This is a genomic window from Microlunatus sp. Gsoil 973, assembly GCF_009707365.1.
Lineage (GTDB): Bacteria > Actinomycetota > Actinomycetes > Propionibacteriales > Propionibacteriaceae > Microlunatus.
Genome location: NZ_CP046122.1, coordinates 2,844,521 through 2,869,732 on the forward strand (window position 1 = coordinate 2,844,521; position 25,212 = coordinate 2,869,732).

Annotated in this window: 18 protein-coding genes and 2 pseudogenes; 8 read left to right on the top strand and 12 right to left on the bottom strand. The window is 67.8% G+C overall.

The window, feature by feature from the left end:
• The first annotated feature begins 10 nt into the window (after nt 1–10).
• Together GJV80_RS13410 and dacB are read left to right on the top strand one after the other, a co-directional pair.
• Nucleotides 11–1,243, top strand: a complete 1,233-nt coding sequence (locus tag GJV80_RS13410; RefSeq protein WP_154688323.1) for a glycoside hydrolase family 76 protein — start codon at nt 11–13, stop codon at nt 1,241–1,243.
• Nucleotides 1,244–1,280: 37 nt separating this feature from the next.
• The gene (gene dacB, locus GJV80_RS13415) at nt 1,281–2,768 is read left to right on the top strand and encodes a D-alanyl-D-alanine carboxypeptidase/D-alanyl-D-alanine-endopeptidase (RefSeq protein ID WP_154688324.1); all 1,488 of its coding nucleotides are present in this window, start codon (nt 1,281–1,283) and stop codon (nt 2,766–2,768) included.
• A 5-nt stretch (nt 2,769–2,773) separates the two neighbouring features.
• Here dacB and GJV80_RS13420 read toward each other — a convergent pair whose 3' ends face one another.
• Nucleotides 2,774–6,175, bottom strand: coding sequence for a pyruvate carboxylase (locus tag GJV80_RS13420; protein ID WP_154688325.1), 3,402 nt, complete (start codon nt 6,173–6,175; stop codon nt 2,774–2,776).
• A gap of 100 nt (nt 6,176–6,275) precedes the next feature.
• Between GJV80_RS13420 and GJV80_RS13425 the strand changes: the two genes are divergently transcribed.
• Nucleotides 6,276–7,355: an aldo/keto reductase gene (locus tag GJV80_RS13425; RefSeq protein ID WP_230207672.1), complete on the top strand. Its 1,080-nt coding sequence runs from the start codon at nt 6,276–6,278 to the stop codon at nt 7,353–7,355.
• 7 nt (nt 7,356–7,362) lie between these two features.
• On the opposite strand, the gene GJV80_RS13430 is transcribed toward GJV80_RS13425, so the two are convergent.
• The 7 genes from GJV80_RS13430 to GJV80_RS13460 all read right to left on the bottom strand — a co-directional run bounded on the left by GJV80_RS13430 (nt 7,363) and on the right by GJV80_RS13460 (nt 15,402).
• Nucleotides 7,363–8,229 carry an oxidoreductase gene (locus GJV80_RS13430; protein ID WP_154688326.1) on the bottom strand — a complete coding sequence of 289 codons (867 nt, stop codon included), beginning with the start codon at nt 8,227–8,229 and terminating at the stop codon, nt 7,363–7,365.
• Nucleotides 8,230–8,352: 123 nt separating this feature from the next.
• Nucleotides 8,353–9,468, bottom strand: coding sequence for an o-succinylbenzoate synthase (gene menC / locus GJV80_RS13435; RefSeq protein WP_154688327.1), 1,116 nt, complete (start codon nt 9,466–9,468; stop codon nt 8,353–8,355).
• A 101-nt stretch (nt 9,469–9,569) separates the two neighbouring features.
• Nucleotides 9,570–10,727 (bottom strand): M20 family metallopeptidase, encoded by a 1,158-nt coding sequence (locus tag GJV80_RS13440; RefSeq protein WP_230207673.1) that lies wholly within the window; start codon nt 10,725–10,727, stop codon nt 9,570–9,572.
• 40 nt (nt 10,728–10,767) lie between these two features.
• Nucleotides 10,768–12,723, bottom strand: coding sequence for a S9 family peptidase (locus tag GJV80_RS13445; RefSeq protein ID WP_154688328.1), 1,956 nt, complete (start codon nt 12,721–12,723; stop codon nt 10,768–10,770).
• A 66-nt stretch (nt 12,724–12,789) separates the two neighbouring features.
• Nucleotides 12,790–14,070: an MFS transporter gene (locus GJV80_RS13450; protein WP_154688329.1), complete on the bottom strand. Its 1,281-nt coding sequence runs from the start codon at nt 14,068–14,070 to the stop codon at nt 12,790–12,792.
• A gap of 237 nt (nt 14,071–14,307) precedes the next feature.
• The gene (locus tag GJV80_RS13455; RefSeq protein ID WP_230207674.1) at nt 14,308–14,784 is read right to left on the bottom strand and encodes a MarR family winged helix-turn-helix transcriptional regulator; all 477 of its coding nucleotides are present in this window, start codon (nt 14,782–14,784) and stop codon (nt 14,308–14,310) included.
• Between the two features lie 90 nt (nt 14,785–14,874).
• On the bottom strand, nt 14,875–15,402 hold the full coding sequence (locus GJV80_RS13460; RefSeq protein WP_154688330.1) for a MarR family winged helix-turn-helix transcriptional regulator: 528 nt from the start codon (nt 15,400–15,402) through the stop codon (nt 14,875–14,877).
• A 241-nt stretch (nt 15,403–15,643) separates the two neighbouring features.
• On the opposite strand from GJV80_RS13460, the pseudogene GJV80_RS25090 reads away from it, so the two are divergent.
• The 3 genes and pseudogenes from GJV80_RS25090 to GJV80_RS13470 all read left to right on the top strand — a co-directional run.
• Nucleotides 15,644–15,979, top strand: a pseudogene (locus GJV80_RS25090) (MFS transporter); the annotation flags it as partial.
• A 100-nt stretch (nt 15,980–16,079) separates the two neighbouring features.
• The gene (locus GJV80_RS23985) at nt 16,080–16,853 is read left to right on the top strand and encodes a hypothetical protein (RefSeq protein ID WP_230207676.1); all 774 of its coding nucleotides are present in this window, start codon (nt 16,080–16,082) and stop codon (nt 16,851–16,853) included.
• A 339-nt stretch (nt 16,854–17,192) separates the two neighbouring features.
• A pseudogene (locus tag GJV80_RS13470) lies at nt 17,193–18,178 on the top strand (IS481 family transposase).
• Here GJV80_RS13470 and GJV80_RS13475 read toward each other — a convergent pair.
• Nucleotides 18,175–18,807 (bottom strand): DUF2461 domain-containing protein, encoded by a 633-nt coding sequence (locus tag GJV80_RS13475; RefSeq protein WP_154688332.1) that lies wholly within the window; start codon nt 18,805–18,807, stop codon nt 18,175–18,177. The pseudogene GJV80_RS13470 and the gene GJV80_RS13475 sit on opposite strands and share 4 nt — an antisense overlap.
• A 146-nt stretch (nt 18,808–18,953) precedes the next feature.
• Between GJV80_RS13475 and phoA the strand changes: the two genes are divergently transcribed.
• Nucleotides 18,954–20,366 carry an alkaline phosphatase gene (phoA, locus tag GJV80_RS13480; protein WP_154688333.1) on the top strand — a complete coding sequence of 471 codons (1,413 nt, stop codon included), beginning with the start codon at nt 18,954–18,956 and terminating at the stop codon, nt 20,364–20,366.
• 69 nt (nt 20,367–20,435) lie between these two features.
• On the opposite strand, the gene GJV80_RS13485 is transcribed toward phoA, so the two are convergent.
• On the bottom strand, nt 20,436–21,227 hold the full coding sequence (locus GJV80_RS13485) for a DUF3027 domain-containing protein (protein ID WP_154688334.1): 792 nt from the start codon (nt 21,225–21,227) through the stop codon (nt 20,436–20,438).
• 12 nt (nt 21,228–21,239) lie between these two features.
• Nucleotides 21,240–22,637: an MFS transporter gene (locus GJV80_RS13490; protein ID WP_154688335.1), complete on the bottom strand. Its 1,398-nt coding sequence runs from the start codon at nt 22,635–22,637 to the stop codon at nt 21,240–21,242.
• 120 nt (nt 22,638–22,757) lie between these two features.
• On the opposite strand from GJV80_RS13490, the gene GJV80_RS13495 reads away from it, so the two are divergent.
• Nucleotides 22,758–23,654: a PPK2 family polyphosphate kinase gene (locus GJV80_RS13495; RefSeq protein ID WP_154688336.1), complete on the top strand. Its 897-nt coding sequence runs from the start codon at nt 22,758–22,760 to the stop codon at nt 23,652–23,654.
• Between the two features lie 7 nt (nt 23,655–23,661).
• On the opposite strand, the gene GJV80_RS13500 is transcribed toward GJV80_RS13495, so the two are convergent.
• Complete coding sequence (locus tag GJV80_RS13500; RefSeq protein WP_154688337.1) at nt 23,662–25,173, bottom strand: NCS2 family permease; 1,512 nt, start codon at nt 25,171–25,173, stop codon at nt 23,662–23,664.
• Nucleotides 25,174–25,212: the final 39 nt, after the last annotated feature.

Consider the following 25,212-nt stretch of genomic DNA (forward strand, 5'->3'; position numbering starts at 1 on the left):
ACATTGTGCAATGACGCCAACTGATTCCCCCGATCAGTTCCCCGCCCGATCCCCCGAACCCTCCACCCCCGCCCACGGCATCACCCGACGAGCCGTGCTCGCCGGCGGCCTCGGCGCCGCCGCAGCCCTCGGGAGCGGGTTCGCCGCTCCGGCGCTGGCCAGAGCCGCCACCGGGCCGGCCGAGTTCGCCCGACGGGCCGCGGCCAGCTACCAGGCGATGCAGGACAACTTCTACGATCCCCAGACCGGGTTCTACCTCGAACAGTTCCCGCGTGTGGACGGCAATCCGTACAGCTACGTCTGGCCGTTCTCCCAGGCGATGGTGGCCAGCCAGGTGATGGCCGGCATCCCGGCAGCGGGACGCGCCTACCGATCGGATGTCGACGATCGGTTCCGGGCGCTGGAGGCGTACTGGAACTCCACCACGGACCCGGTGGGTTACGACTCCTACCTGCGGCCGCCGTATGGCGGCGGCGGTGACAAGTTCTACGACGACAACGAATGGATCGGGTTGTCCTTCCTGCTCCGCAACAACCAGGCGGGTGGCCGCGACGCCGCCGCTGTGCAGAAGGCCGAAAAGATCTTCGATTTGGTCGTTTACGGTTGGGACGCCGATCCGAGCCATCCCTGCCCTGGCGGCGTTTTCTGGACCCAGGCGACGTGGAGCAACGACCGGAACACCGTCTCCAATGCACCGGGGGCGGAGATCGGCGCACGGCTCTACCTGCTGACCGGTGACCGGTCCCGGCTGGATTGGGCCAACCGGATGTACCAGTGGGTGCGCAGCTACATGCTGGCTCCCAACGGCCTCTACTGGGACCATGTTGATCTTGCTGGGAACATCCAGAAGACCCAGTGGTCCTACAACCAGGGCGTGATGATCGGAGCCGGTGCGCTGCTGTACCAGGCGACAGGGCAGCGAAGCTACCTCGATCAGGCCTACCAGACCGCCAGGACCGCGCTGGACTTCTACGCAACAGACGACACCTACTTCAGCCAGCCTGCCGAGTTCCACGCGATCTTCTTCGCCAACCTGCTGAGGCTGTCCACGCTGCGCCCCGATCCCGCATTCCGCAAGGCAGCCGCGGCCTATGCCGACGAGGCGCACCGGCGGTACCAGGATCCTGACACCGGCCTCTACCACTTCGACGCCAACCCGATCCCGCTGCTGCACCAGGCGGCGATGATCAGGATCGAGGGCATGTTGGCCTGGACGCCGAGCAGCTATGGTCAACTGACCTGATCAGAACATCCCGGAAGCTCTCGTAGAAGGAGCGACGATGTCTGCACCCCGATCCCTCGTCCGGCTGGCCGTCGGCGTGATCACCGCGGTGTCGGTGATGACGACGGCGGCAGCGCCGCCCGCGAACGCATCGCCCGACGATCCCGGCCTGCGGACCAAGATCAGATCGGTGCTGCGGGACACCCGGGTGGCCCAGGGCAGGACGGGTGCCATCGTGCTCGACGCGAGCGACGGACGGGAGCTGGTCAAGCGGCATGCGGGGTGGGGCATCATTCCCGCCTCGAACACCAAGATCGCGACTGCCGTGACCGCGATGCACACCCTCGGGCCGGGCTACCGGTTCAAGACCGAGGTGATCCGCCGCGGACGGGTCAGCAGCGGAACGCTGTCCGGGAACCTCTACCTCAAGGGGTACGGCGACCCGACGCTGCGGCGCTCGGATCTGAAGAAGCTGGCCGGGCGGGTGCACGACGCGGGCATCCGGACCGTGACCGGTGCGCTGGTCGCCGACTCCTCGTTCTTCGACAATGTCGGCTACAACCGCACCTGGAACACCTCCTACGCCGACGACTACTACGCAGCGAAGGTCTCCGGACTGACCCTGGCCCCCGATGCCGACTACGACGCCGGGACCGTGCGGATCAACTACGCCCCCGGCAGCGCCGCGGGCAAACCGGCCCGGATCAGCTTCACGCCCAAGGCGGCCAGGTCCTACCTGCGGGTGTCGAACAAGGCGACCACCGGCAAGCGCGGGACGCGCGTCACCTTCGCGGCCTCTCGTACTTACGGCTCGGCCACCATCAAGCTCCGGGGCAAGGTGCCCCGGGGCAGGTCGACCGGCCACACCCTGATCACGGTGGCCCGGCCCGACCTGTACGCGGCCACCGTGTTCCGTGCGGAACTGACCCGGGCCGGTGTCGCCGTACGGGGCACGACGAAGGCCCGCGCCACGCCGGCCGGGCACCGTACGGTGATCGCCCGGGACACCTCGATGACCTTGTCCAAACTGCTGGTGCCGTTCCTGAAGCTGTCCAACAACACCCACGCCGAGGCGTTGACCAAGGCGATGGGCACGTTGCAGGGGCGCCCCGGGAACTGGGCCGACGGGTTGTCCTACACCAGGGCGTATCTGAAGCATCTCGGCGCCCCGATGAAGCACGTCCGGCTGCACGACGGCTCCGGTCTCAGCCGGGGCAACCGGTTGACCGCCCGTGGGCTGGCCCGCGTGCTGTACAGGGTCCAGCGGGCGCCGTGGTTCGATGCCTTCTATGCCGCGCTGCCGGTTGCCGGCAACACCAAGCGCATGGTGGGCGGCACGCTGCGGCACCGGATGAACGGGACCCGGGCGGCCGACAACGCGCGGGCCAAGACGGGCACGCTGACCGGCGTCACGGCGCTCAGCGGCTACGTCCGCGGCCGGGACGGGCGGCGGTACGTGTTCTCCATGCTGAGCAACTACTCCGGCACGTCACCACGCCCCGTCGAGGACGAGTTCGTCCGGACACTGGCCGCTCGACGACGCTGAGCCGATCAGCCCAGCACGAGCACCAGATCGCCGCCCTCGACCTGCTGCACCGGGCCGATCGCCAGCCGCTTGACGGTTCCGGCGCGGGGTGCGGTGATCGCCGCCTCCATCTTCATCGCCTCGATGGTCGCAACGGTGGCGCCGGCCTCGACGGTGTCGCCCTCGACGACGCGAAGACTGACCACCCCGGAGAACGGAGCGGCCACCTGGCCCGGGTTGGAGGCCTCGGCCTTCTCGGCGGCCTTGATGTCGACCTTGATCGAGTTGTCCCGAACCCGGATCGGGCGAAGCTGACCGTTGAGGGTGCACATCACCGTGCGCATGCCCTTCTCGTCCGCTTCACCGATCGCCTCGAGGCCGAGGATCACGCTGACGCCGCGGCCGATCCGGGCGACGTGTTCGGTCTCGGGCTGCAACCCGTACAGGAAGTCCGCGGTGTCCAGCCGCGCGACATCACCGTAGGTGTCCCGGGCGGCGAGGAAATCCTTGGTCGGCCCGGGGAACAGCAGCCGGTTCAGGGTCTCCTGCGCGGTCCGGCCCCCCTTGTCCAGCGCCTCCTCGTCCTCAGCGCTGAGTGTCTCCTCCCGCACCGGCACCGTACGACCGGCGAGCGCCTTGGTCCGGAACGGTTCGGGCCAGCCGGCTGACGGCTTCCCCAGCTCCCCGGCCAGGAATCCGATCACCGAGTCCGGGATGTCGTACTTGCCCGGGTTCTCCTCGAAATCCTTCGGGTCGGCACCGACCGCGACCAGGTGCAGGGCAAGATCACCGACGACCTTGGACGACGGAGTGACCTTGGTCGGGCGGCCGACGATCTTGTCGGCCGCGGCGTACATCGCCTCGATCTGTTCGAACTTCTCCCCCAGGCCGAGTGCGATGGCCTGCTGTCGCAGGTTCGACAGCTGACCACCGGGAATCTCGTGGTCGTAGACCCGTCCGGTCGGGCTGGGCAGTCCGGACTCGAAGGGTGCGTAGATCCGCCGTACGGCCTCCCAGTACGGCTCGAGATCCATCACCCTGCGCAGGTCGAGGCGACTCTCCCGCTCGGTGTGCGCCAGCGCGGCTACCAGCGCGGAGGCGGGCGGCTGACTGGTGGTCGCCGACATCGGTGCGCTGGCCACGTCGACGGCGTCCACTCCGGCGTCGATCGCCGCCAGCAGGGTGCCGATCTGGCCGCCTGCTGTGTCGTGGGTGTGCAGGTGCACGGGAAGATCGAACCGCTCGCGCAGCGCCGACACCAGACGCGCGGCGGCCGGCGGGCGCAGCAGACCGGCCATGTCCTTGATGGCCAGGATGTGCGCTCCGGCCCGCACGGCCTGCTCGGCCAGCCGCAGGTAGTAGTCGAGCGTGTAGGTCGATTCGTCGGGAGAATTGAGGTCGCTGGTGTAGCACAGCGCGACCTCGGCGATCGTGGTGTTGGTCTCCAGGACCGCCTCGATCGCCGGCCGCATCTGCTCGACGTCGTTGAGCGCGTCGAAGATCCGGAAGATGTCGATGCCGGTCTCGGCGGCCTGCTGGACGAATGTCCGGGTCACCTTCTCCGGGTACGGGGTGTAGCCGACGGTGTTGCGGCCCCGCAACAGCATCTGCAGCGCCAGACCGGGCATGTTGTAGCGCAGCGCGGCCAGCCGCTCCCAGGGATCCTCGTGCAGGAAGCGCAGCGCGACGTCGTAGGTCGCCCCGCCCCAACATTCGACGGAGAACAGTTCCGGGGTCATCCGCCCGACATAGGGCGCGATCCGGAGCAGGTCCTTGGTCCGCACCCGGGTGGCCAACAACGACTGGTGCGCGTCGCGGAAGGTGGTGTCAGTGATCTCGACACTGGTCCGGCCGCGAAGATCGGCGGCGAATCCGGTCGGACCAAGATCAAGAAGCCGCTGCCGGGAGCCCTGCGGCGATGGCAGGGACAGGTCGACGCCGGCCGGCCGCTTCTCACCCGGATCCAACAGGGTCGGGCGATTGCCGTTGGGCTTGTTCACCGTCACCTCGGCCAGGTAGCGGAGCAGCTTGGTGCCGCGGTCGCCGGGCGTCCGGGCATTGAGCAACTCCGGCCGCTGCTCGATGAAGGTGGTGGCGATGTTACCGGCGAGGAACTCCGGATCCTCCAGAACCGCTTGCAGGAAGGGAATGTTGGTGCTCACACCGCGAATCCGGAATTCGGCGAGGGCACGCCGGGCCCTGGCCACCGCGGTGGAGAAGTCGCGGCCGCGACAGGTCAGCTTGACCAGCATCGAGTCGAAGTGCGCGCTGACCTCTGCGCCGGTGTCGGCCGTACCGCCGTCGAGCCGCACGCCTGCACCGCCGGCCGACCGGTACGCGGTGATCGTTCCGGTGTCTGGCCGGAACCCGTTGGCCGGGTCCTCTGTGGTGATCCGGCACTGCAACGCGGCACCGTTGATGCTGATCCTGTCCTGACGCAGATCGAGATCGTCAAGGGTCGATCCGGAGGCAATCATCATCTGGGACTGGACGAGATCGATACCGGTGATCTCCTCGGTCACGGTGTGCTCGACCTGGATCCGCGGATTCATCTCGATGAAGACGTGCTGCCCGGCCCGCGGACCCTCGGTCTCCACCAGGAACTCGACCGTGCCGGCGCAGGAGTAGTTGATCGACTCGGCGAACTTCACGGCGTCGCCGGTCAACGCCGCCCGCAACTCGTCGGTGATGTGCGGCGCGGGCGCCAGTTCGATCACCTTCTGGTGCCGGCGCTGCAGCGAACAGTCACGCTCGAAGAGGTGGATGGTGTTCCCGGCGCCATCCGCCAGGATCTGCACCTCGATGTGCCGTGGCCGACTGACGGCCTGTTCGATGAAGACCGTCGGGTCACCGAAGGCGCTGTCGGCCTCCCGCATCGCCTGCTCGAGGGCCTCCCGGAGCTGCCCGGGTTCGTCGACCCGGCGCATCCCCCGGCCGCCGCCGCCGGCGACCGCCTTGACGAAGACCGGGTAACCGATCTCGTCGGCACCCGCGACCAGTGCCTCCACATCGGCCGACGGGTCGGTCGACCGCAGTGTGGGGATCCCGGCTGCCCGGGCGGCGCCGATCGCGCGCACCTTGTTGCCGGCCAGTTCCAGGACGTCGGCCGGCGGCCCGATGAACGTGATCCCGGCGGCGTCGCAGGCCCGAGCCAGGTCGGGATTCTCGCTGAGGAAGCCGTACCCGGGGTAGATGGCGTCGGCGCCGCTGTTGACCGCCGCCCGGACGATCTCCTCGACGTCAAGGTAGGCCCGGACCGGGTGCCCCCGCTCACCGATCTCGTACGCCTCGTCGGCCTTGATCCGGTGGATTGCATTGCGATCCTCGTACGGATACACCGCAACCGTCTGGGCTCCGAGCTCGTAGGCGGCACGGAAGGCGCGGACCGCGATCTCCCCGCGATTGGCGACCAGGACCTTGGCGAACATGCCCCAGAATCTAGTGGGTTCGACCCAGCACTCCCGCACCCACCGCCTCCCCCACCCCGGCGAGGGGTCACAAACCCCTCAATATTCGCGGTGTGTCGTCGTGCCCAGCGGCCGCGACGCCCGGCCGATCGTCGCCACGCCACAGGCTTCCGGTGCGTCGCGCCTATGCTTCGTCGTGGGGCAGCGCCGTCTCGAACCGGAAGGGTTGATCATGGTCGGGTTCCGACAGCTCGGCAACACGGATGTGGAGATCACGCCGATCGGCCTGGGCTGCATGCAGTTCAGCGTCAGCGGCCTGGCCGGGCTGATCTATCCCGGCATGCAGCCCGACCGGTCGACCGAGATCGTCAAAGCCGCCCTGGACGGTGGCATCAACTGGTTCGACACCGCGGAGATGTACGGCCACGGGCACTCCGAGCGCTTGCTGTCCGGTGCCCTGCACGCCTTGGGCGTCGAGCCCGGTTCGATCCGGATCGCCACCAAATGGACCCCGTTCGGGCGGCGGGCGTCGAGCATCATCAAGACGATCCATGACCGGCTCGACGCACTGCAGGGCTATCCGATCGACCTGCACCAGATCCACACCCCGAGGGGTGGCCTGTCCCCTATTGAGGCACAGGTCGATGCCATGGCCGATCTCGCCGAGGCCGAGCAGATCGGGCATGTCGGGGTGAGCAACTTCAGTGCCGGCCAGATGGAACTCGCCCACATCCGGCTGCGCAAGCGCGGCCTGGTACTGGCCTCCAACCAGGTGCAGATCAGCCTGCTGCACCGCAGCATCGAGACCGATGGTGTGCTGAGCACCGCTCGCCGGCTGGGCATCACGCTGATCGGCTACTCGCCGCTGCGTCAGGGGATCCTGACCGGCCGGTTCCACGACGACCCGAGCACGATACGGGCGCTTCCCATCACCCGGCGCTGGATGACGGGACTGCCCGACCAGCGGGTGCTGCGCAGAACAGAACCGCTGATCAACGAGCTGCGCCGGATCGCCGCCGCCCACGACGCCACGCCGGCCCAGGTGGCGCTCGGCTGGGTGATCAGCAACTACGGCGACACCGTCGTCTGCATCCCCGGTGCTTCCAATGCCTCACAGGCGACCGAAAGCGCCGCTGTCCTGGGCCTAGAACTCAGTCACGCGGAGCTGATCGCGTTGAACGACGCAACCCCTGGCCACTGACCCGGGCTCACCCCGCCATCGCATCCAGCTCGGTGATCACGTCCTCGGGCAGCTGCAGCCCGGCTCCGTTGACGTTCTCCTCGAGGTGGGCGACCGACGATGTGCCCGGGATCAGCAGGATGTTCGGCGAGCGCTGCAGCAACCAGGCCAGGGCAACGGCCATCGGCGTCGCCTCCAGCCGCTTCGCCACCGCGGCCAGCTCGTCGGACTGCAATCGGGAGAAGCCACCCAACGGGAAGTACGGCACGAACGCGATACCCTGCTCGGCGGTCCGGTTGACAAGATCATCGTCCACGCGGTGGACGATGTTGTAGAAGTTCTGGACACACACCACGGGGGCGATCCTCTGCGCCTCGGCCAGCTGATCACTGTTGATGGTGCTCAGGCCGATGTGCTTGACCAGCCCCTGCTGCTGCAGCTCCGCGACGGTCTCGACCTGCTCGGCGATCGATCCCGGCTCGGCCTCCTGGAAGCCGCCGACCCTGATGTTGACCACATCCAGAGCGTCCAGGCCGAGACGATCAAGGTTGTCGTGCACCTGTTGGCGGAGCTCTTCGGGTGACCTGGCTTCCGGCCAGCCGCCCTCGTCGTCCCGGCGGGCGCCGATCTTGGTCACGATGTGCAGGTCGTCCGGATAGGGATACAGCGCCTCACGGATGATCTCGTTGGTGACGTACGGGCCGTAGTAGTCGGAGGTGTCGATGTGGTTGATGCCGAGTTCGACCACTCTGCGCAGTACGCCGATCGCAGCGTCGCGGTCGCGCGGCGGGCCGAAGACGCCTGGCCCCGCAAGCTGCATCGCGCCGTAGCCGACGCGGGTGACCTCAAGATCACCGAGTTGATAGTTGCCACCGGGGAGATTCCTGTTGAGCATGAGTTCCTTTCCGACGTACTCACCGCGGCGCGGTGCTGTCGACAAGCCTCACCCCAAGCGCGTCGTCTGACAAGCCGTCCGACGGTCCTAGGACTCGCAGGGCCCCCTTTCGTGCTGCGGGCGTCAGGCGACGCGAGTGGAGTCGATGCCGAACTCTGCGAGGGCCTCGGGAATCGGCGAGACGCCGAGTCCGGGGCCGGTCGGAACGTCGATGTGCCCGTCCTTCAGCACCAGCGGTTCGGTGAGATCCTTTGCGTAGAAGCGATCCGAGCCGGAGATGTCGCCCGGCAGAGTGAATCCGGGCAGCGCCGCCAGCGCCGCGTTCGCCGCCCGCCCGAGGCCGGTCTCCAGCATCCCGCCGCACCAGACCGCAACACCGTTGGCCCAGGCCAGGTCGTGGATCCGCCTGGCCTCGAGGTAGCCGCCGACCCGGCCGGCCTTGATGTTGATCACTGCCGCCGCGCCGAGTGCGATGGCGTCGGCGGCGGCTTCGGCGGAGACGATCGACTCGTCCAGGCACATCGGGGTGATCATCTGTCGGGCCAGTGCGGCATGTTGGCGGAGATCCTCCTCGCCCAGCGGCTGCTCGATCAGCAACAGATCGAACTCGTCGAGCCGACGCAGCAACGGCGCATCGACGAGGGTGTACGCGGCGTTCGCATCGACCTGGAGCAGCAGGTCGTCGCCGAACCGTTCCCTGACGGCCCGGACCCGGTCGATGTCGCGGCCGGGTTCGATCTTGAGCTTGATCCGTACATAGCCCTGGTCGAGGTAGCTGCCAACCACGTCCAGCAGCTGCTCCACGCTGGGTTGGATGCCCACGCTGACACCGGCCGGCACCCGGTCGGTCACGGCTCCTAAATAGGAGGCCAGCGAGATACCCGCACTGCGCAACTGGGCATCGAGGACGGCCATCTCCACGGCAGCCTTGGACATCCGGTGACCGATCACCGGCCGCAGCCGGTGGCCGACCGTTTCCGCGGTCACCCCGCCCGTGCGCAGCAGCGGCAGCAGGTGATCGGTGATCACCAGTTTCGCGGCGGCGAGGAATTCGCTGGAATACAACGGACTTTCCATCGCCACGCACTCGCCCCAGCCGGTCACGGCGGTCCCGTTCGCGGTGGTCGCATGCACCTCGAGGATCAGCGCCTGCCGGACGGTCTGCGTTCCGAACGAGGTGGTGAACGGCGCGACCAACGGCATCGACACGGTGTGGATGATCGTCTCATCGATCAACATCGGGGTGTCCTTGGGTTGTCGGGGTGTGATGTGATAGTCGCCGGAGCTGCCGCGGCCGGATACGGTCGGCCGGGATGATCAACTCGACCCGTCTGATCAGCTCAGGCAGACGCCGGGTGTCCGGGGCCGTGGGCGAGCTGGTCCTTGATCAGGATCGCCAACAACGCCGTACGCCCAGGGATCTTCTCGACGATGACGTGTTCGTCGTCGGCATGCGCGCCGCCGCCGACCGCACCCAACCCATCGAGGGTGGGGATTCCGATCCCGGCGGTGAAGTTGCCGTCCGACGCGCCGCCGACAGCCATCGACTGCAGCGGCTCGAGTCCTGCCTCCTCGGCGAGTTCCACGGCCCGGGCGAACAGGGCGGCGGACGCGGAGGCCTGCAGCGGCGGACGGTTGGGGCCGCCGTCGATGTCCAGCACGGCCCCGGGCAGGACCGGTTGCAAGCGCCGAAAGTCATCGTCCACCCGGTGCTGCTCCCCGATGGTCCGGACCCTGACGTCGACACTGATCCGGGCCTTGGCCGGTACGGTGTTGGTCGTCGTACCAGCGAGCAGCACGGTCGGTGTCACGGTGGTTCCCAGTTCCGGGTTGCCGAGCTGGTTGATCGCCAAAACCTGATGGGCCAGTTCGACGCCGGCGTTGACGCCCTTCTCCGGTTCCAGTCCGGCATGGGCAGCACGGCCAACGATGTCGATGAAGTAGTTGGACGTTCCTTTCCGCTCGGTCTTGACTGCGCCGCCGGGGCCCGATGCCTCGAGCACGAACGCCGCAGAACAACCCTGAGCCTCGGCTTCGATCAGCGCACGCGAGGTCGGTGAGCCGATCTCCTCGTCGGCTGTGACCAGTAGCGTCACACCGTTGAGTTCGACGCCGTCCTCGATCAGCAACCGGAGGCCGAGCAGCGCCTGCAGGATGCCGGTGATCATGTCGAAACAACCGGGACCGCGGATCACACCGTCGACCAGGCTCCACGGGTCGTCACCCCACGAACCGATCGGCCAGACCGTGTCGTGGTGGGCGAGGATGATCACTCTCCGCGTCCCGTTGCCCAGGCGCCAGGCCAGATGCGGTCTGCCGTCGATCTCGATCCGCTCCGGTTCCCGGCCGAGATAGCGGCTCCCGATCTCGGCCACGAGATCGGCACTGCGCCGCAACGCGTGAAGATCATCCGACGGTGACTCCGCGCGGACCAGGGTCTCGATGTCCTTGATCAACTCCTGCAGCGCCTGCTCGGCCCGCGTCACCAGCTCAGTCACCCGATCACCCTTCTCTCCTGCCGAAGTTGCAGTGGGCACCTTACGGCAACTCCGGCACGTGCTCGTCGAGCCAGTCGACCACGCGCTGGTTGTAGTCGGCGCGGTGCGACGGCGGGCCGGACATCACGAATCCGTGGGCTCCGCCGGGATAGATCACCAGTCGGGTCGCCACCCGCTGAGCACGCAATGCCCCGAACCAGCGCTCGCCCTGGTTGACCGGACACCGGTGATCCTCCGCGCCGTGCAACAGAAGTGTCGGTGCCCTGACCTTCCCCACTGCACTGATCGGCGAGGCCGCGATCAGTCGGTCCTGGTCGGTGACCGGATCCGCTCCGCCGATCACCGTGGTCAGTTCCATGCCGAGATCGGAGGCACCGAGCTGGGAATTGAGGTCGCACACGACACCGCCGGCGATCGCCGCCGCGAACCGGTCGGTGTGCGCCGTCAGATAACAGGTGGTGAAGCCGCCGTAGCTGTAACCGGTGATCGCCACCCGATCGGGATCGACGAGGCCCTCGGCGATCAACTGGTCGATGGGTTCGGTGAAGTCGGCCTGATCGGCCGATCCCCAGTTCCCGACGACCGCCCGCATGAACTCCTCGCCGTACCCATCGGATCCGCGCGGGTTGAGGATCAGCACGTTCCAGCCGCGGTCGGCCAGGACCTGTTGGTACGGGTGCACAGGGTCGGCGACCCCGGTCCAGGCGTTGTGCGGGCCACCGTGGACGTCGAGCAGCAGCGGAGCGGGACCTGCGGTCTCCGGGTCGCGCAACAGCCAGCCGTGCACCGTCGTACCGTCGCTGATGGTGAACAGCCGTTGGCTGAACGGCAGCGGGGCAGAGCCGCCCAGCGAGCCGGCGGTCAGATCGGTGACGGGGTGTGGTTCTGACCGATCAAGTTCGACGAACACCAGCTCGCCGAAGGATCGGTCGTCGGCGACGATCGCCACCACCGTCGGAGAGCTGGTGGCAACCGCGAGACCCTTGATCACCTGCTGGTCGCCAACGAGCAGTCCGGTAGCGGCGCCGCCGGTCACCGGCATCCGGTACGCGTGGGTCCAGCCGCGGTCGCGCAGGCAGAAGATGATCTCCTGTCCGTCGGGTGTCAGGGCGGGTGCGGCGCCCGGATAGGCCGGGGAGCCGCCGGGCATCACGTTGCGATCAAGCTGCCCGGTCAGGTCCCTGTCCTGTCCTCCCTCTCGGTCCAGGACGATCAGCCGGCTGTTGCCGATCAGTGCATCCTCCCGGCCGACGGCGATCACCGCGGTGCCGTCCGGCAGCCAGAGCAGCGGCCCGTCGACGAAGCGGGTCCGGCCGATCCGCTCCGGGTCGCCTCCGGTGATCGGGACCAGGTAGGCACACGAGGTCATCTCAAGATCGGTGTCGGCCTCGGCGCGGGCGGTGAAGGCGATCATGGTGCCGTCGGGTGAGATGCTCGGAGGGCCGGCATGCCAGTCGCCCGAGGTCAATCGGTGTACCGCGCCGGTCGCCACCTCGACGGCGTGCAGATGGGTGGTCCTCGCCCCGAACCGGCCGGCACCGTCGGCCTTGAAGAGCAGCCGGTCCGCGACCAGCGGAGCGTTCTCCGGCAGCCCGGCCGGCTTGACCGGCGCGGAGAAGATGATCACAGTGCCGCCCGGGGACCAGACGGGCGCGCCGGCGCCCAGTTCAAGGTCGGTCACGGCGCGGACCGTGCCGCCGTCGATCGATACCAGGCACAGCTGGGGGATGCCGTCCTTCGACCGCAGGAAGGCCACAGTCCTTCCATCGGGTGAGATGGCGGGACTCGAATCGGTCGGACCCTCGGTCAGCGGCCGCACCGGCCGGTCCGGACCCACCACCTGAAGGCTGGTCTGATTGCTGTCCTCGGCACGGTCAACGCGTTGCACGACGAAGACCGCCAGCCGGCCGTCCGGCGTGATCGCTGGCGAGGAGGGAATCTCGAACCGATACAGATCGTCGACGGTCAGGGCCCTTGTCGCCCGGGATTCGCTCATGGCTCCAGCATTGTCCACCGCGATGCGGTCGGTGTCAGCGGTCCGTCCGAACAGCGGTGGCGGTGATCAGCGCACCCTGGTACGCAGGCTGAGATGCGGCGGATGCAGGGTGAGCTCCGGTCTCACCTGAACTCCGCCGCGCCGACTCAACACCGCCGCTGACACCAGGACACCCAACAGCGCAAGCCCGCCGCCGCCGATCAAGGTCCAGCGTGCCCCGAACGCCTGGCCGACCCAGCCGAGGAGGGTCGATCCCAAGGGCGTGCCACCCTGCATCAACATCATGTAGATGGCCATCACCCGACCGCGGAGTTGCGGGTCGACACCCATCTGCACGCTCATGTTGGCCGAGTTCAAGGTCAACAGCGATGCCAGACCCATGAAGGGCAGGATCGCGGCGTAGCTCCAGAAGGTCGGCATCAGCCCGACGATGATCTCGATGGTGGCGAAGATCATCGCCATTCCGATCACGAATCTGATCCGCGGCGCCGTCTTGCGTCGGGCACCGATCAGGGCGCCGGCCAGTGAACCGACAGCCATGATCGTGCCGAGGATGCCGTACTGGCCGGGCCCCTTGTGGAAGGTCTGTTGGGCCATCAGCGCGGAGGTCATCTGGAAGTTCAAGCCGAAGGTGCCGATGAAGAAGACCGTGCCCAGCACCAACATGATGTCGCCGCGTCCCCGGATGTACGCCAGGCCTTCGCGGATCTGCCGCTTCGCACGCGGCGGGCGGTCGATGCGCTGCAGCCGGCGCGGATCGATCAGGAAGATCGCCACGATGAAGGACAGGTAGCTGATCGCGTTGGCCAGGATGGCCCAACCGGAACCGAAGGCGGCGATCACCAGGCCGGCGGCGGCGGGTCCGATCAGCCGGGCCGCGTTGAAGCTGGCCGAGTTCAGGCCGATCGCGTTGGGCAGACGATCACGCCCGACGACCTCGGAGACGAACGCCTGCCGCGCCGGGTTGTCGAAGGCCGTACCCATGCCGAACACGAACGCCAGCAGGAACACCTCCCAGACCTGGGCCACGCCGAGCACCGTCAGCAGCCCGAGGACGCCGGCCGTCAGCGCCATCCAGGTCTGGGTCAGCCGGAGGATGGTTCGCTTGTCGAAGCGATCAGCGATCACTCCGCCGTACGGTGTGATCAACAACATCGGCAGGAACTGCAACGCGGTCGTGACGCCGACGGCGAATCCGGACCCATGGGATAACTCGAGGACCAGCCAGTCCTGGGCGACTCGCTGCATCCAGGTGCCGACGTTGGAGATCATCGCGCCGAAGAAGTAGATGCGGTAGTTGCGGATGCCCAGCGCTGCGAAGGTGGCGGCCGACCCGAGGCTCGGCAACCGCAGCCGGCGCCGCGCCCGACGGGAAGCGAGGTCGGCCGGGTCGGCGTTCTCGTCGGCCTGGGCGATGGAGCTGCCAGGTTCGGCGAAGCCCGGTTCCGGCGGGTTCGGATCGGCACGGAGCTCGGTCGGCGAGAGGGGGCGAGCCGGCCGAGGTGAGCGAGGATCCGGCCGTTGTGGTCCCGCCTCGTTCGTCGGCTTGAGCGGCGGACGGATCCGGCGTGGGGGACGCCTGCGTCACGCGAGATTCACCTTCTCAAGGATCGGTACGGCTTTGCGCAGGACCTCACGCTCTGCCGGTTCCAGTTCTGCCAGACGCCGGGCGAGCCAATCGTTGCGACGTCTGCGGTTGGCCATCAGCACTTCGCGGCCGGGATCGGTCAGCGACACCCTGGCCTGGCGCTTGTCCTGCGGATCGCCCGATCGGACGACATAACCGCGCCGCTCGAGTGCGTTGACGATCCGGGTCATCGACGGCGGCTGGACCAACTCCCGCGCGGCGAGCTCACCCATCAGCTGGTCGCCGTTGTTGAGCAGCACGCTCATCGCCGACAACTGGTTGGGAGTCAGATCGACCGACTCGTCACGCATCTGGCGCAACCGGCGCGCGAGCCTCAGCAGAGCGGGCCGCAGAGCAGCCGCCAGACCCGAGGTGCTGCGCAGGTCCCTGCCACTGGTGCCGGCCCTGGACGATTCGGCATCACGTGTGGTCACTACAGCGAGCGTAATCTTTAGCACCGCTAATTACAAACGCTAAGGATCTCCGGGTTCGGTGGATGGGTCGGTCGGACCGGTCCGGTCGGGTTATTCGGAGCGATCCGGGCTCTCGGCGGCGTCCAGCCCTTCGATCAGCTTCTCCAGCAACGAGGCCAATTCGCGCGTCTGACTCTCGGTCAACGGCGCGACGACGTCGCTCTCCACCACGTTGGCCTCCCGGATCGCCGCCGCGAACAGTTCCCAGCCGTCATCGGACAGGCGGACAAGCACGCGCGTGCGGTTGTCGGGGTCGGCATCTCGTTGCACCAGGCCGCGCTGCACCAGCCCGTCCAACCGATGGGTCATCGACGAGGGCGCAACATCAGTCGCTGCGGCGAGCTGGCTCGGCGTCATCGCCTCGCCGTTGCGCCTGGCCAGCTCGCTGAGCACGGCCCATTCACCCGAGGAGACGTTCAGATCGGCCAGCTGGTTGTCGTACCACTGGTCCAGTCGTTTGCTCAGCCGCCCGACCGCGGTGATGACCCGCTGCACCTGTTCGTCGGCGCCGGCCGCGACATAGCTGGCGACCGCCTCCCGGTACTCATCGGTCAACCTCTTGCGCTTAGCCCTGGCCATCACCATCATCCTGTCAGACAGCGGCCTGCCCGGACCGTGCGGACCGTACGGCCGTGCTAGTATTTCGATATCGAAGTCTTCTGCCTAGAAGTATTAGGCGCCGAAGACGTCCCATACATGGTCACCAGCGACCCGGCCCCGGTGCAACACCGGGGTCGGGTTTCGTTTCGCCCGGAACCGGGCAGAGGGGGTTCTCGCGGTGCGTCGCGCGGTTCTGCTGATCGTTGCTTCCGCGATCGCCATGCTCGGCTGGGGAACGGTACTGCCCTACCAGTACGCCTACGCCGCGACGACCCGGGGCTGGGGCGGCATGGTCGGGGCGGCCGCGTCCAGCCTGTTCTCGGTCGGGGCGTTGCTGGCGGCGCCGCTCGGCGGCCGGTTGGCCGACCGCTGTCCCCCGGCACTGATCGCGATCGTCGCCCGCGGCGTCGCCGCGGTCGCCGCGTTCTCACTGATCATCGCCGACAATCCGGCCACCTTCCTGATCGGTATGGCCGGCTTCGGGTTCGGCCTGGCCGGAGGCAGTCCGGCCCAGTCGGTGTTGGCGCTGCGCTGGGCGCCCGGCGCGCACGACCGCCGCAAGGTGTTCGCCTGGATCGCCAGCGGACAGGCGCTGGGGATGGGCATCGGGTCCCTTTGCCGCCGGCTTCCTGGTTCACCTCGACCGGACCGACGGTATGGTGCCGGCCTTCCTGCTGGCCGGCGGCGGCTTCGCGCTGTCCGGGTTGCTGATCATGGTGGCCGGCTACGGCGACAAGGCGCTGACCGGTGCTGTGGTGGCCGCCGACGAGTTGACCGCCACGCCGCGACAGACGCTCTCGGTGATCGGCTCGTCCAAGCCGCTGCTGCTCACCGCGGTGATCAGCGTTGCGCTTGCTCTGGCGTACAACGCCCAGTTCGAGAGCGGGCTGCCGGCGTACGGGCTGACCGTGCTCGGCATCGATGAGAAGGCGGTGGGAATCGCGGCCGCGCTCAACTGCGCGGTGATCCTGGCGCTGCAGGTCGTCGTGATCCGTTGGACGGCCCGTCGTTCGGCGGCCCGGCTGCTGATGATCGTCGGCGCCGTCTGGGTGCTGGCCTGGACGCTGCTGGGAGCGGCGGCCGGGCTGCACGCGCTGGCGCCGATAATCTTCCTCAGTGCCTTCGGCATCTTCGCCCTCGGCGAGACGCTGTTCGCGCCGGTCCTCAACCCGTTGATCGCTGCGCTGGCCCCGTCCACCATGGTCGGATCGACCCTCGGCCTGTTCACCGCGCTGCAGACCGGCGCGTCAACGATCGGACCACTGATCTCCGGCGTGACCCTCGGCGCCGGGTTGAGCAGCGTGTTCATCGGCGTGAACATCGTGATCAGCCTGATCGCCGTTGTTGCCGCCGTACGGCTGCATGCGGCGATGTCGGCCGGGAAGAACCCGGTGTTTGTCGGCGCCGAACCGGCCTCCAGGGCGGCCTAGCGCGGACAATGCCGCACCGGCTACTCGACGCCGCACCAACCCACCCGACGCCGCACCACCTGTTCGGCCGCGCACCGCCTGCAGCCGGTGCGGGACCGAGCAGAGGTCGCGCGAACGAGTAGGTGGTGCGGTTGAGCAGAGGGTGTGGGAGCTGTCCGCCAGGCCGTCGCGCCGCGATCGAACGCCGTTGCTCGATGGGCCCGCCGCAATGGACCCGCCGATGCGCTAGCTGTACTGATCACGGACGTTAGTTACGGCGTGCCGGCTGGACGATGACGAGGACCTCCGGGTGAGGTGTGAAGCGACCAAGCAAACACATCTCAGACACCGGAGGTCCTCGTGTCCCACGTTAACGCTGTTCTGACCCCGACTGGTCGTCTGCGGCTGGCCCGGCTGATTGTCGATCAGGGTTGGCCGTTGCGCCGGGCCGCGGAGCGGTTCGGGGTATCGGTGACAACGGCAAAACGGTGGGCTGACCGGTACCGTTCCGATCGGGCCGCGGGGGCCGCGGGATTGCGGGATCGATCGTCCCGCCCGCGGGTGTCGCCGGGGCGGACGCCGACCAGGATCGAGCGCCGGGTGGTCGGCTTGCGGGTCTCGCGCCGGTGGGGGCGGCCCGGATCGCCTACCGGCTGGGGCTGGTGGTCTCCACCGTGCACAAGATCTTGCGTCGCTACGGCTGTCCACTGTTGACGTTCACCGACCCGGCGACCGGGACCCGGATCAAGACCGGCCGCACCAAGATCAACTCCTATGTCCACCAGGCGCCGGGAGACCTCATCCATGTCGATATCAAGAAACTGGGCCGGATCCCCGACGGCGGCGGCTGGCGCGTCGTGGGTCGGGTTCAGGGTCAGAAGAACACCCGTAGGGGAAAGATCGGCTACTGGTACATCCATAACGCTGTCGATGATCACACCCGGCTCGGCTACAGCGAGCTGCTGACCGATGAGAAGAAGGAGACCGCGGCCGCGTTCTGGCAGCGGGCCAACAGTTACTTCGCCTCAGCAGGCATCGTGGTCAAACGCGTGCTGACCGATAACGGCTCCTGCTACCGCTCCAAGCTGTTCGCCGCAGCCCTGGGCGAAGACATCAAACACAAACGCACCCGGCCCTACCGGCCCCAGACCAACGGAAAAGTGGAGAGATTCAACCGCACCATGCTGCAGGAATGGGCCTACGCCCAACCCTATTCATCCGAAGCAGAACGCGCCGCCTGCTTCACCGACTGGCTCCACACCTACAATCACCACCGCGGACACACCGCACTCGACGGCAAGTCACCAGCCGACCTCGTACCTAACCTCCGTGGACAGAACAGCTAGCCGAGGGTGTGGCGTACCACCCAGTCGACCAGCGGCCGCAGGGTCTGCCAGTCCGACCGGACGACGTCGACCAGGTCCGCGCCATGGATCACGGGGTCGAAGCCGAGCATCCGGCCGGCGAACAACGAACGGTGCCGGAGCAGTTCGAGCCGAGGATGATCCGGATCAATACCGCGTGGCTTGGTCTTCAACCGGTCGCCGCCGATCTCGAACCCGGCCGCCTGGAGCCTGTTGACGATCCGGGACAGCTGCCGGCCGCTGCCGTCGGCCGCCGCCGCGGCACGATAGCCGGCAAGCTGCTCGGGCGCCGCATGATAGAAGCCGGCCCCGGTCCGTACGCCTCGAGCCGAGATCTCGATGTAGAAACCGGTCGCATCCGCGACGTGGACGAACGCGCCCTGATGCGTCTTGTACGGCGTCTTGTCGCGGGAGAACCGGACATCCCGGTACGGCCGGAAGATCTTGGCGGCGCCGAACTCCGGCTCCAGCAGAGCGGTCAGAGCGCGCATCGGCGTCTGGACGGCTGACGTGTAGACGTCCTTGTTGGCATCCCAGAACGCCTTGGAGTTGTCGATCTCCAGGTCGTCGTAGAAGTCCAGCGCCTTGGCCGGGAAACCCTCGAACGTCATTCGGTCCAACCTCCCCGACGGGCCCGCCGTCGTTCGACAGACACCGGCCACAAGTTCATCTCGTCGTCACGTCGGCGTTGATCATCGCAGCCGCGCCACCCCTAGCGTCGCAGTCGCGCTTTCAGGTGCAACTCAGGAGGATATTCATGAAGCTGACCAGACCTGCTCCCCGGCGGAGCGAGGGCCGCCCCGTCACCCGCTTCCGGCGACGCCGCCTGGCTGTCGCCGGGTTGATTCTCGCCGTTACCGCAATCGCCGTGCCGACCGGGGCAACCGCCCACGGGTCGCACAACGACCCGACCGCCGACGCACGCAGGAACGTTGTCGGCGGAGCGGCCCGCAACGTGATCCTCTTGATCGGCGACGGCATGGGCGACTCCGAGATCACCATCGCCCGCAACTACCAGGTCGGCGCGAACGGGCGGCTGGCGATGGACTCACTGCCGATGACCGGGGCCTACACGACCTACGCCGTACAGAAGGACGACCCGACCAAACCCGACTACGTCACCGATTCGGCGGCCTCGGGCACCGGCTGGTCGACCGGGCACAAGACCTACAACGGCGCCGTCTCGGTGTTGCCCGACGGCACGACCGCGGTGCCGACGTCGCTGGAGCTGGCCAAGCGTGCCGGGTACCGGACCGGTGATGTGACCACGGCCGAGATCGAGGACGCCACGCCTGCGGTCCAGACGGCGCACGTCGCCGAACGAAGCTGCTACGGACCCGACGACATGGCCGACTGTCCGGCCCAGGATGTCCGCAACGGCGGGCCCGGTTCGATCGCCGAGCAGCAGGCCGCCCTGCAACCCGACCTCCTGTTGGGCGGCGGATCGGCCGCGTACCAGCAGGTGATCAAGGGCGGGCGGTACGCCGGGATGACCGTACGGCAGAAGGCCGAGTCCCTCGGCACCGAGGTCCTCACCACCGCCGGCGAGCTGAAGTCGGCCCGCGGTCACCGGCCGATCCTCGGGCTGTTCGCCCCGGGCAACCTCGACCTGGAGTGGACAGGCCCGACCCCGACCGAGCAGGGCACGCAGCCTGCCCGGTGCGCGATCAACACCGCACGCAACTCCGACCAGCCCCACCTGGCGGAGATGACGACGAAGGCCATCTCGATCCTGGACGCCAGGTCCCGGCATTCGCGAAGGGGCTTCTTCCTGCAGGTGGAAGGGGCGTCGATCGACAAACAGGACCACGCGGCCAATCCCTGCGGCCAGATCGGTGAGACGATCGCCTTCGACGCCGCCGTACGTTCCGCGTTGGATTACCAACGCACCCATCGCGACACGCTGGTCGTGGTGACTGCCGACCACGGTCACACCAGTCAGATCGTCGAGACCGGTACGACGACCGCCGGGGTGACCGCCACCCTGACCACCAATGAGGGTGCCGACCTGACGATCAGCTACGCGACGACGGAGTATCCCGGTTCGCAACAGCACACCGGCACCCAGGTGAGGATCGCCGCCGGCGGCCCGCAGGCAGCCTCCGTGCTCGGGGTGACCGACCAGACCGACCTCTTCTTCACAGTGAGGCGAGCACTCAGCCTGCACTGACGGCGCAGGCGACGGCCCGCCGGCAGGCGACCGGCGGGCCGTTCCGCGTGCCCGGTGCTTGGTCCCTCGTCAGTCGAACAGACCCCCGGTCTCGTCCCAGGCGATGGTGTCCCAGACCGGAGGCGGCAGTTCCTTGGCGCGTTCCGGCTCGGGCACCGAGGAATGCGCACCGCAGCCGTGGTCGATGCTCACCACCTGGGCGTCGGAGGGTGAGTACGCGTTGGCGCAGACACCGAACTCCCGACCGAGCCCGCCCCGGAGACGTACGAAGAAACCGCAGGTGATGCAGGTCGCCGGAGCCGCCTTGCTCAGCTGGTTGTCCGGCCCGCCGGGCCCGGCCAGCCACCGTTCAGCAGCCTCGTCCCTGCCCTCGACGGTCAGCACCCGCTCCCGCCCCAGGCCGAGTTCAGAGACCACTGCTCTGATCACCGATGCCTCCGCCGGCTCCGGATCGGCCGCGCTCTCACCGCCGGTGTAACCGGGTTCCAGACGCGGATCATTGTCCGGCGACGGCATCAGCATGCCGGGACCGACGTCACCCGGTTCGACCCGGTCCGCCCAGGGCACCCACTCCTGGGCGGTCAGCGCGTCGTCTCCCGGCAGCAGGACGACTTCGTCGACCGTCGCCACACGGGCCCGGGAGGCTCGGACCAAGGTCACCGACCAGTGCCAGCCTCGATAGCCCGGGTGCGGGCAGGCGAAGTGGTGACTGACCACACGCTCTGCCTCGGCGTACGCCCCCAGATACTCGCCGACCCCCAGTACGCCGGCCGTTTCCTCGGCCGCCTCGCGGGCAAGATCGACGGCACCGGCAGCGATCGAGTCGAGTTTCACCGCGCGGGTGCGTCCGGAGGTAACCATGCTGCCATTCTGTCAGCCCTCCTGGGGACTCTCTAATCCCGTTTCGCCGATCGGCTGCGGCCGGTGCGTACGGACCCAGTGGATCATGATCAACACAGCAACCGCCAACAACAGACCGGCCACAACAGCGAAGCCAAGGTGCGGGATCAACGGCAGCGCGATGCCGAGGAAACCACCGGCCACCCAGCACATCTGGAAGACCGCCTCCGAGCGCGCGAACACCGAGGTCTGCACCTCGTCGGCGACGTCGCGCTGGACCAGTGCGTTGTAGCCGAGTTTCACCATCTGGGTGGAGAGCCCGGCGACGAAGCCCATGGCGATCACGGTCGGTGCACCGTAGAAGATTGCGGTGACCACCGCCATCGCTGCATCGACGCCCAGGAAGATCAGCGCGATCAACTCCGGCCGCTTGTCCTTCAGCAGGTTGCCGATCACCGTGCCGATCGCGTTGCCCGCACCGGAGGCTGCAACGACGATCGCCAGGGCGACCAGCGCAGGCAGATTGCCCAACGGATGTTCCCGGAACAGGAACGCCAGGAAGAAGGTCAGGAAGCCGCCCATCAGCTTGGCGCCGAGGTTGGCCAACAGCGCCAGCTGCGTCGGCGCGGTCATGTTGCGGAACCGGCGCTGGTCGTTCGGCCCGTTCTTGCGCCGCCAGAACACCGCGCCGGCCGACCGCTCGCCCTTCGTCGAGTCCACCTGGGCGGGCAGCAGGATCGTCTGGACGACCGCGACCAGGAAGACAACGAAGGCGAAGCGCAATGCCCATTCCGGGCCCAGCCGGGAGATCACACCGCCCAGCACGCCGCCGACCGCCAGGCCGGCGACGTTGGCCATCGACAGCCGCGAATTGGCGTTCACCAGGGTGAAACCCTCGGGAAGCAGCCGGGGTACGGCGGCGGCCCGGCTCACCGTGTTGGCCTTGTTGGCCACCAGCACCCCGAGCGCACAGACGAACACCCACACCGAGCCGGGGTCGCTGACGACACCGGCGAGCACCCAGGACAGGAAGGCGCGGAGCGCGGTCGAGATCCCGATCGCCCAGCGGCGGCCGTACCGGAAACGATCGAGGAAGGGGCCGATCAGCGGCGCCAGGATGGCCAGCGGGACCATCGTCATGGCCAGGAAGCGCGCCACTTCGGGCCGGGCCTCGTCGGTCGGCGTACCGAAGAAGATCGTGCCGGCCAGGGCAATGGTGACCGCGGCGTCGCCGACCGAGTCGGTGAACTCCAGCCTGACCAGCTTTCCCAGGCCGGTCGGTCCGGCGCCGCCGGAGTCGCTGTAGTCGACGATCTTGCGCAGGCCGCCGGTGACACCGTGGCCGATGCCCCGGCCGATGCCGCGGGCACCAGCTCCCAGGGCATGGCCGACACGGGGTCGGTGGTCGTCGGAAGCCCGGTCCGGATCCACGCCTCACTCCTGAAGATCGCCTAGCTGACGGCTGTCAGAATAGGCGCAGCAGGTACGCTCCGGGTCGGCTTTCGCCGCAGCTTCGGCCCAGCATCGACCACCGAACCGTAGGCTTCGGCCATGCCGAAGAAGGCCTCCCGCAAAGCAGAGTCCGCCGCCAAGCAGAGCGCGTCGCCGGATCTGCGACGTAAGCTCCGGGTCACCGTCGAGGACGGGACCGTCGATCTTGCCGAGCATCCGCCGCGACGGATTCCGACGGGGCCGAAGACCAAGAAGGCCGCCCGGAAACAGCTGAAATCGATCGGCGCGGAGTTGAAGGAGCTGCAGGAGCGGCTGTACGCCGCCGGGACAGACGGCGACAAGAGGGCCGTGTTGCTGGTGCTGCAGGGCATGGACACCTCCGGCAAGGGCGGGGTGATCGAACATGTCGTGGGCATCGTCGGACCGGCCGGTACCCACGTCCGCGCATTCAAGAAGCCGACGGCCGAGGAGCAGAGCCACGACTTCCTCTGGCGGATCCGCCGGGAACTGCCGTACGGCGGCGTGATCGGCGTCTTCGATCGGTCACATTACGAGGATGTCCTGGTCACCGTGGTTCATGATCAGATCGATGACGCTGAGCGGATCCGCCGCTATCGGCTGATCAACGAGTTCGAGGCCGAGCTCGACGCTGCCGGTACCAGAGTGATCAAGTGCTTCCTGAACATCTCCTACGACGAACAGCGCGAACGGCTGCTGTCCAGGCTGGACGATCCGGCCAAGAACTGGAAGTTCAACGTCGGTGACATCGACGAGCGTCGGCTCTGGCCGAAGTATCAGCGGGCCTACGCCCAGGCTCTGGCGGCCACCTCGACCGAGGTGGCCCCCTGGTACGCGATCCCCGGCGACCGGAAGTGGTACCGGAACTGGGCCGTCGCCGTACTGCTGCGGGACACCCTGCGGGAGTTGCATCCGGACTATCCGCATCCCGACCTGGATATTCCGCAGCTGAAACGACGGCTGGCGCCGCCGAACTGAGTGCCGGTCAGCTGATCCAGCTGTTGATCAGCCCTTGCAGGAAGTAGATGAGGAAGGCGACCGCGATCCCGTACATCAGCGGATGGACGCTGCGCGCCTTGCCGCGGATGATCTTGAGGAAGGCGTACATCACGAAGCCTGCGCCGATGCCGTTGGTGATCGAGTAGGTGAACGGCATCAGGGCCATGGTCAGGAAGGCGGGCAGCCCCTCCTCCAGCTCGGACCAGTTGATCTTGGTGACCTGGGACATCATCAGGAAGCCGACGAAGACCAGCGCAGGAGTCGCCGCCTCCGACGGCACCAGGCCGGCCAGCGGCGCCAGGAACATCGCGACCAGGAAGCCGAGGCCGGTGATCACCGACGCCAGCCCCGTCCGGGCGCCCTCGCCGACACCCGACGCGGACTCGATGTAGGTGGTGTTGGAGGACACCGACCCGACTCCACCGGCCGCCGCAGCCAGCGAGTCGACCAGCAGGATCTGGGTCAGGTGCGGCGGGTTGCCGTGCTTGTCCAGCAGATTGCCCTCGGCGCCGATGGCCACCACGGTGCCCATGGTGTCGAAGAAGTCGGACAGGATCAGTGCGAAGACCAGCAGCACCAGCGGCACGAAGCGGCCGATACCGCCGTCGAGGAACGCGCCGAACACGTCGACGTGTCCGATCAGGCTGAGATCGGGTACCGAGATGATCTTGCCAAGAGTCGGGATGTTCAGTGCCCAGCCGGTCGGGTGCGCGTCACTCTGCGCCGGCAGCTGGGCGAACAGCTGGATGATCACTGCCACCACCGTGGCGGCGACGATGGAGATCAACATCGCGCCGCGGACCCGACGGATGTGCAGCACGGCGACCGTGAACAGGCCGATGGCGAACACCAACATCGGCCAGCCGGTCAGCGATCCGTGCAACCCGAGCTGGACCAGGGTGCCGTCCCCGGCCCGGACCACACCGGCATCGGCCAGGCCGACGAAGGCGATGAACAGACCGATGCCGACCGAGATGGCCGCCCGCAACGACGACGGGACCGCACGGAAGACGGCGGTCCGGAATCCGGTGAGCACCAGGACCGCGATCACCACACCCTCGATGACCACCAGGCCCATGGCCTGCGGCCAGGTCATCTGGGGCGCGACGGTGAACGCCACCAGGGCGTTCAGGCCGAGGCCGGTGGCCAGACCGAGCGGGAACCGGCCGAAGATACCCATGGCGATCGTCGTGACGCCCGCTACCAGGGCGGTGGCGCCGGCGACCAAGGTGATCGAGTGACCGACATTGGCGCTGATCACCTGCCCTGCGGCGTCCTTCCAGGGTGCGCCGCCCAACAGGTTGCCGTTGTGGTCGGCGGCAGTCCCGATGATCAACGGATTCAGGGCCAGGATGTAGGCCATGGTGAAGAACGTCACCAGGCCGCCCCGGACCTCCCGGCCGACCGTCGACCCCCGGGCGGTGATCTCGAACCAGCGATCGATCAGCCCGGTGGGTTCGGTCGGCGGCCGGGTCGTCTCGGTGGTGGGTGCTCCCATGGTCACCGGATCCTAGGGGAATCCGCTGGGCCGGGGTAT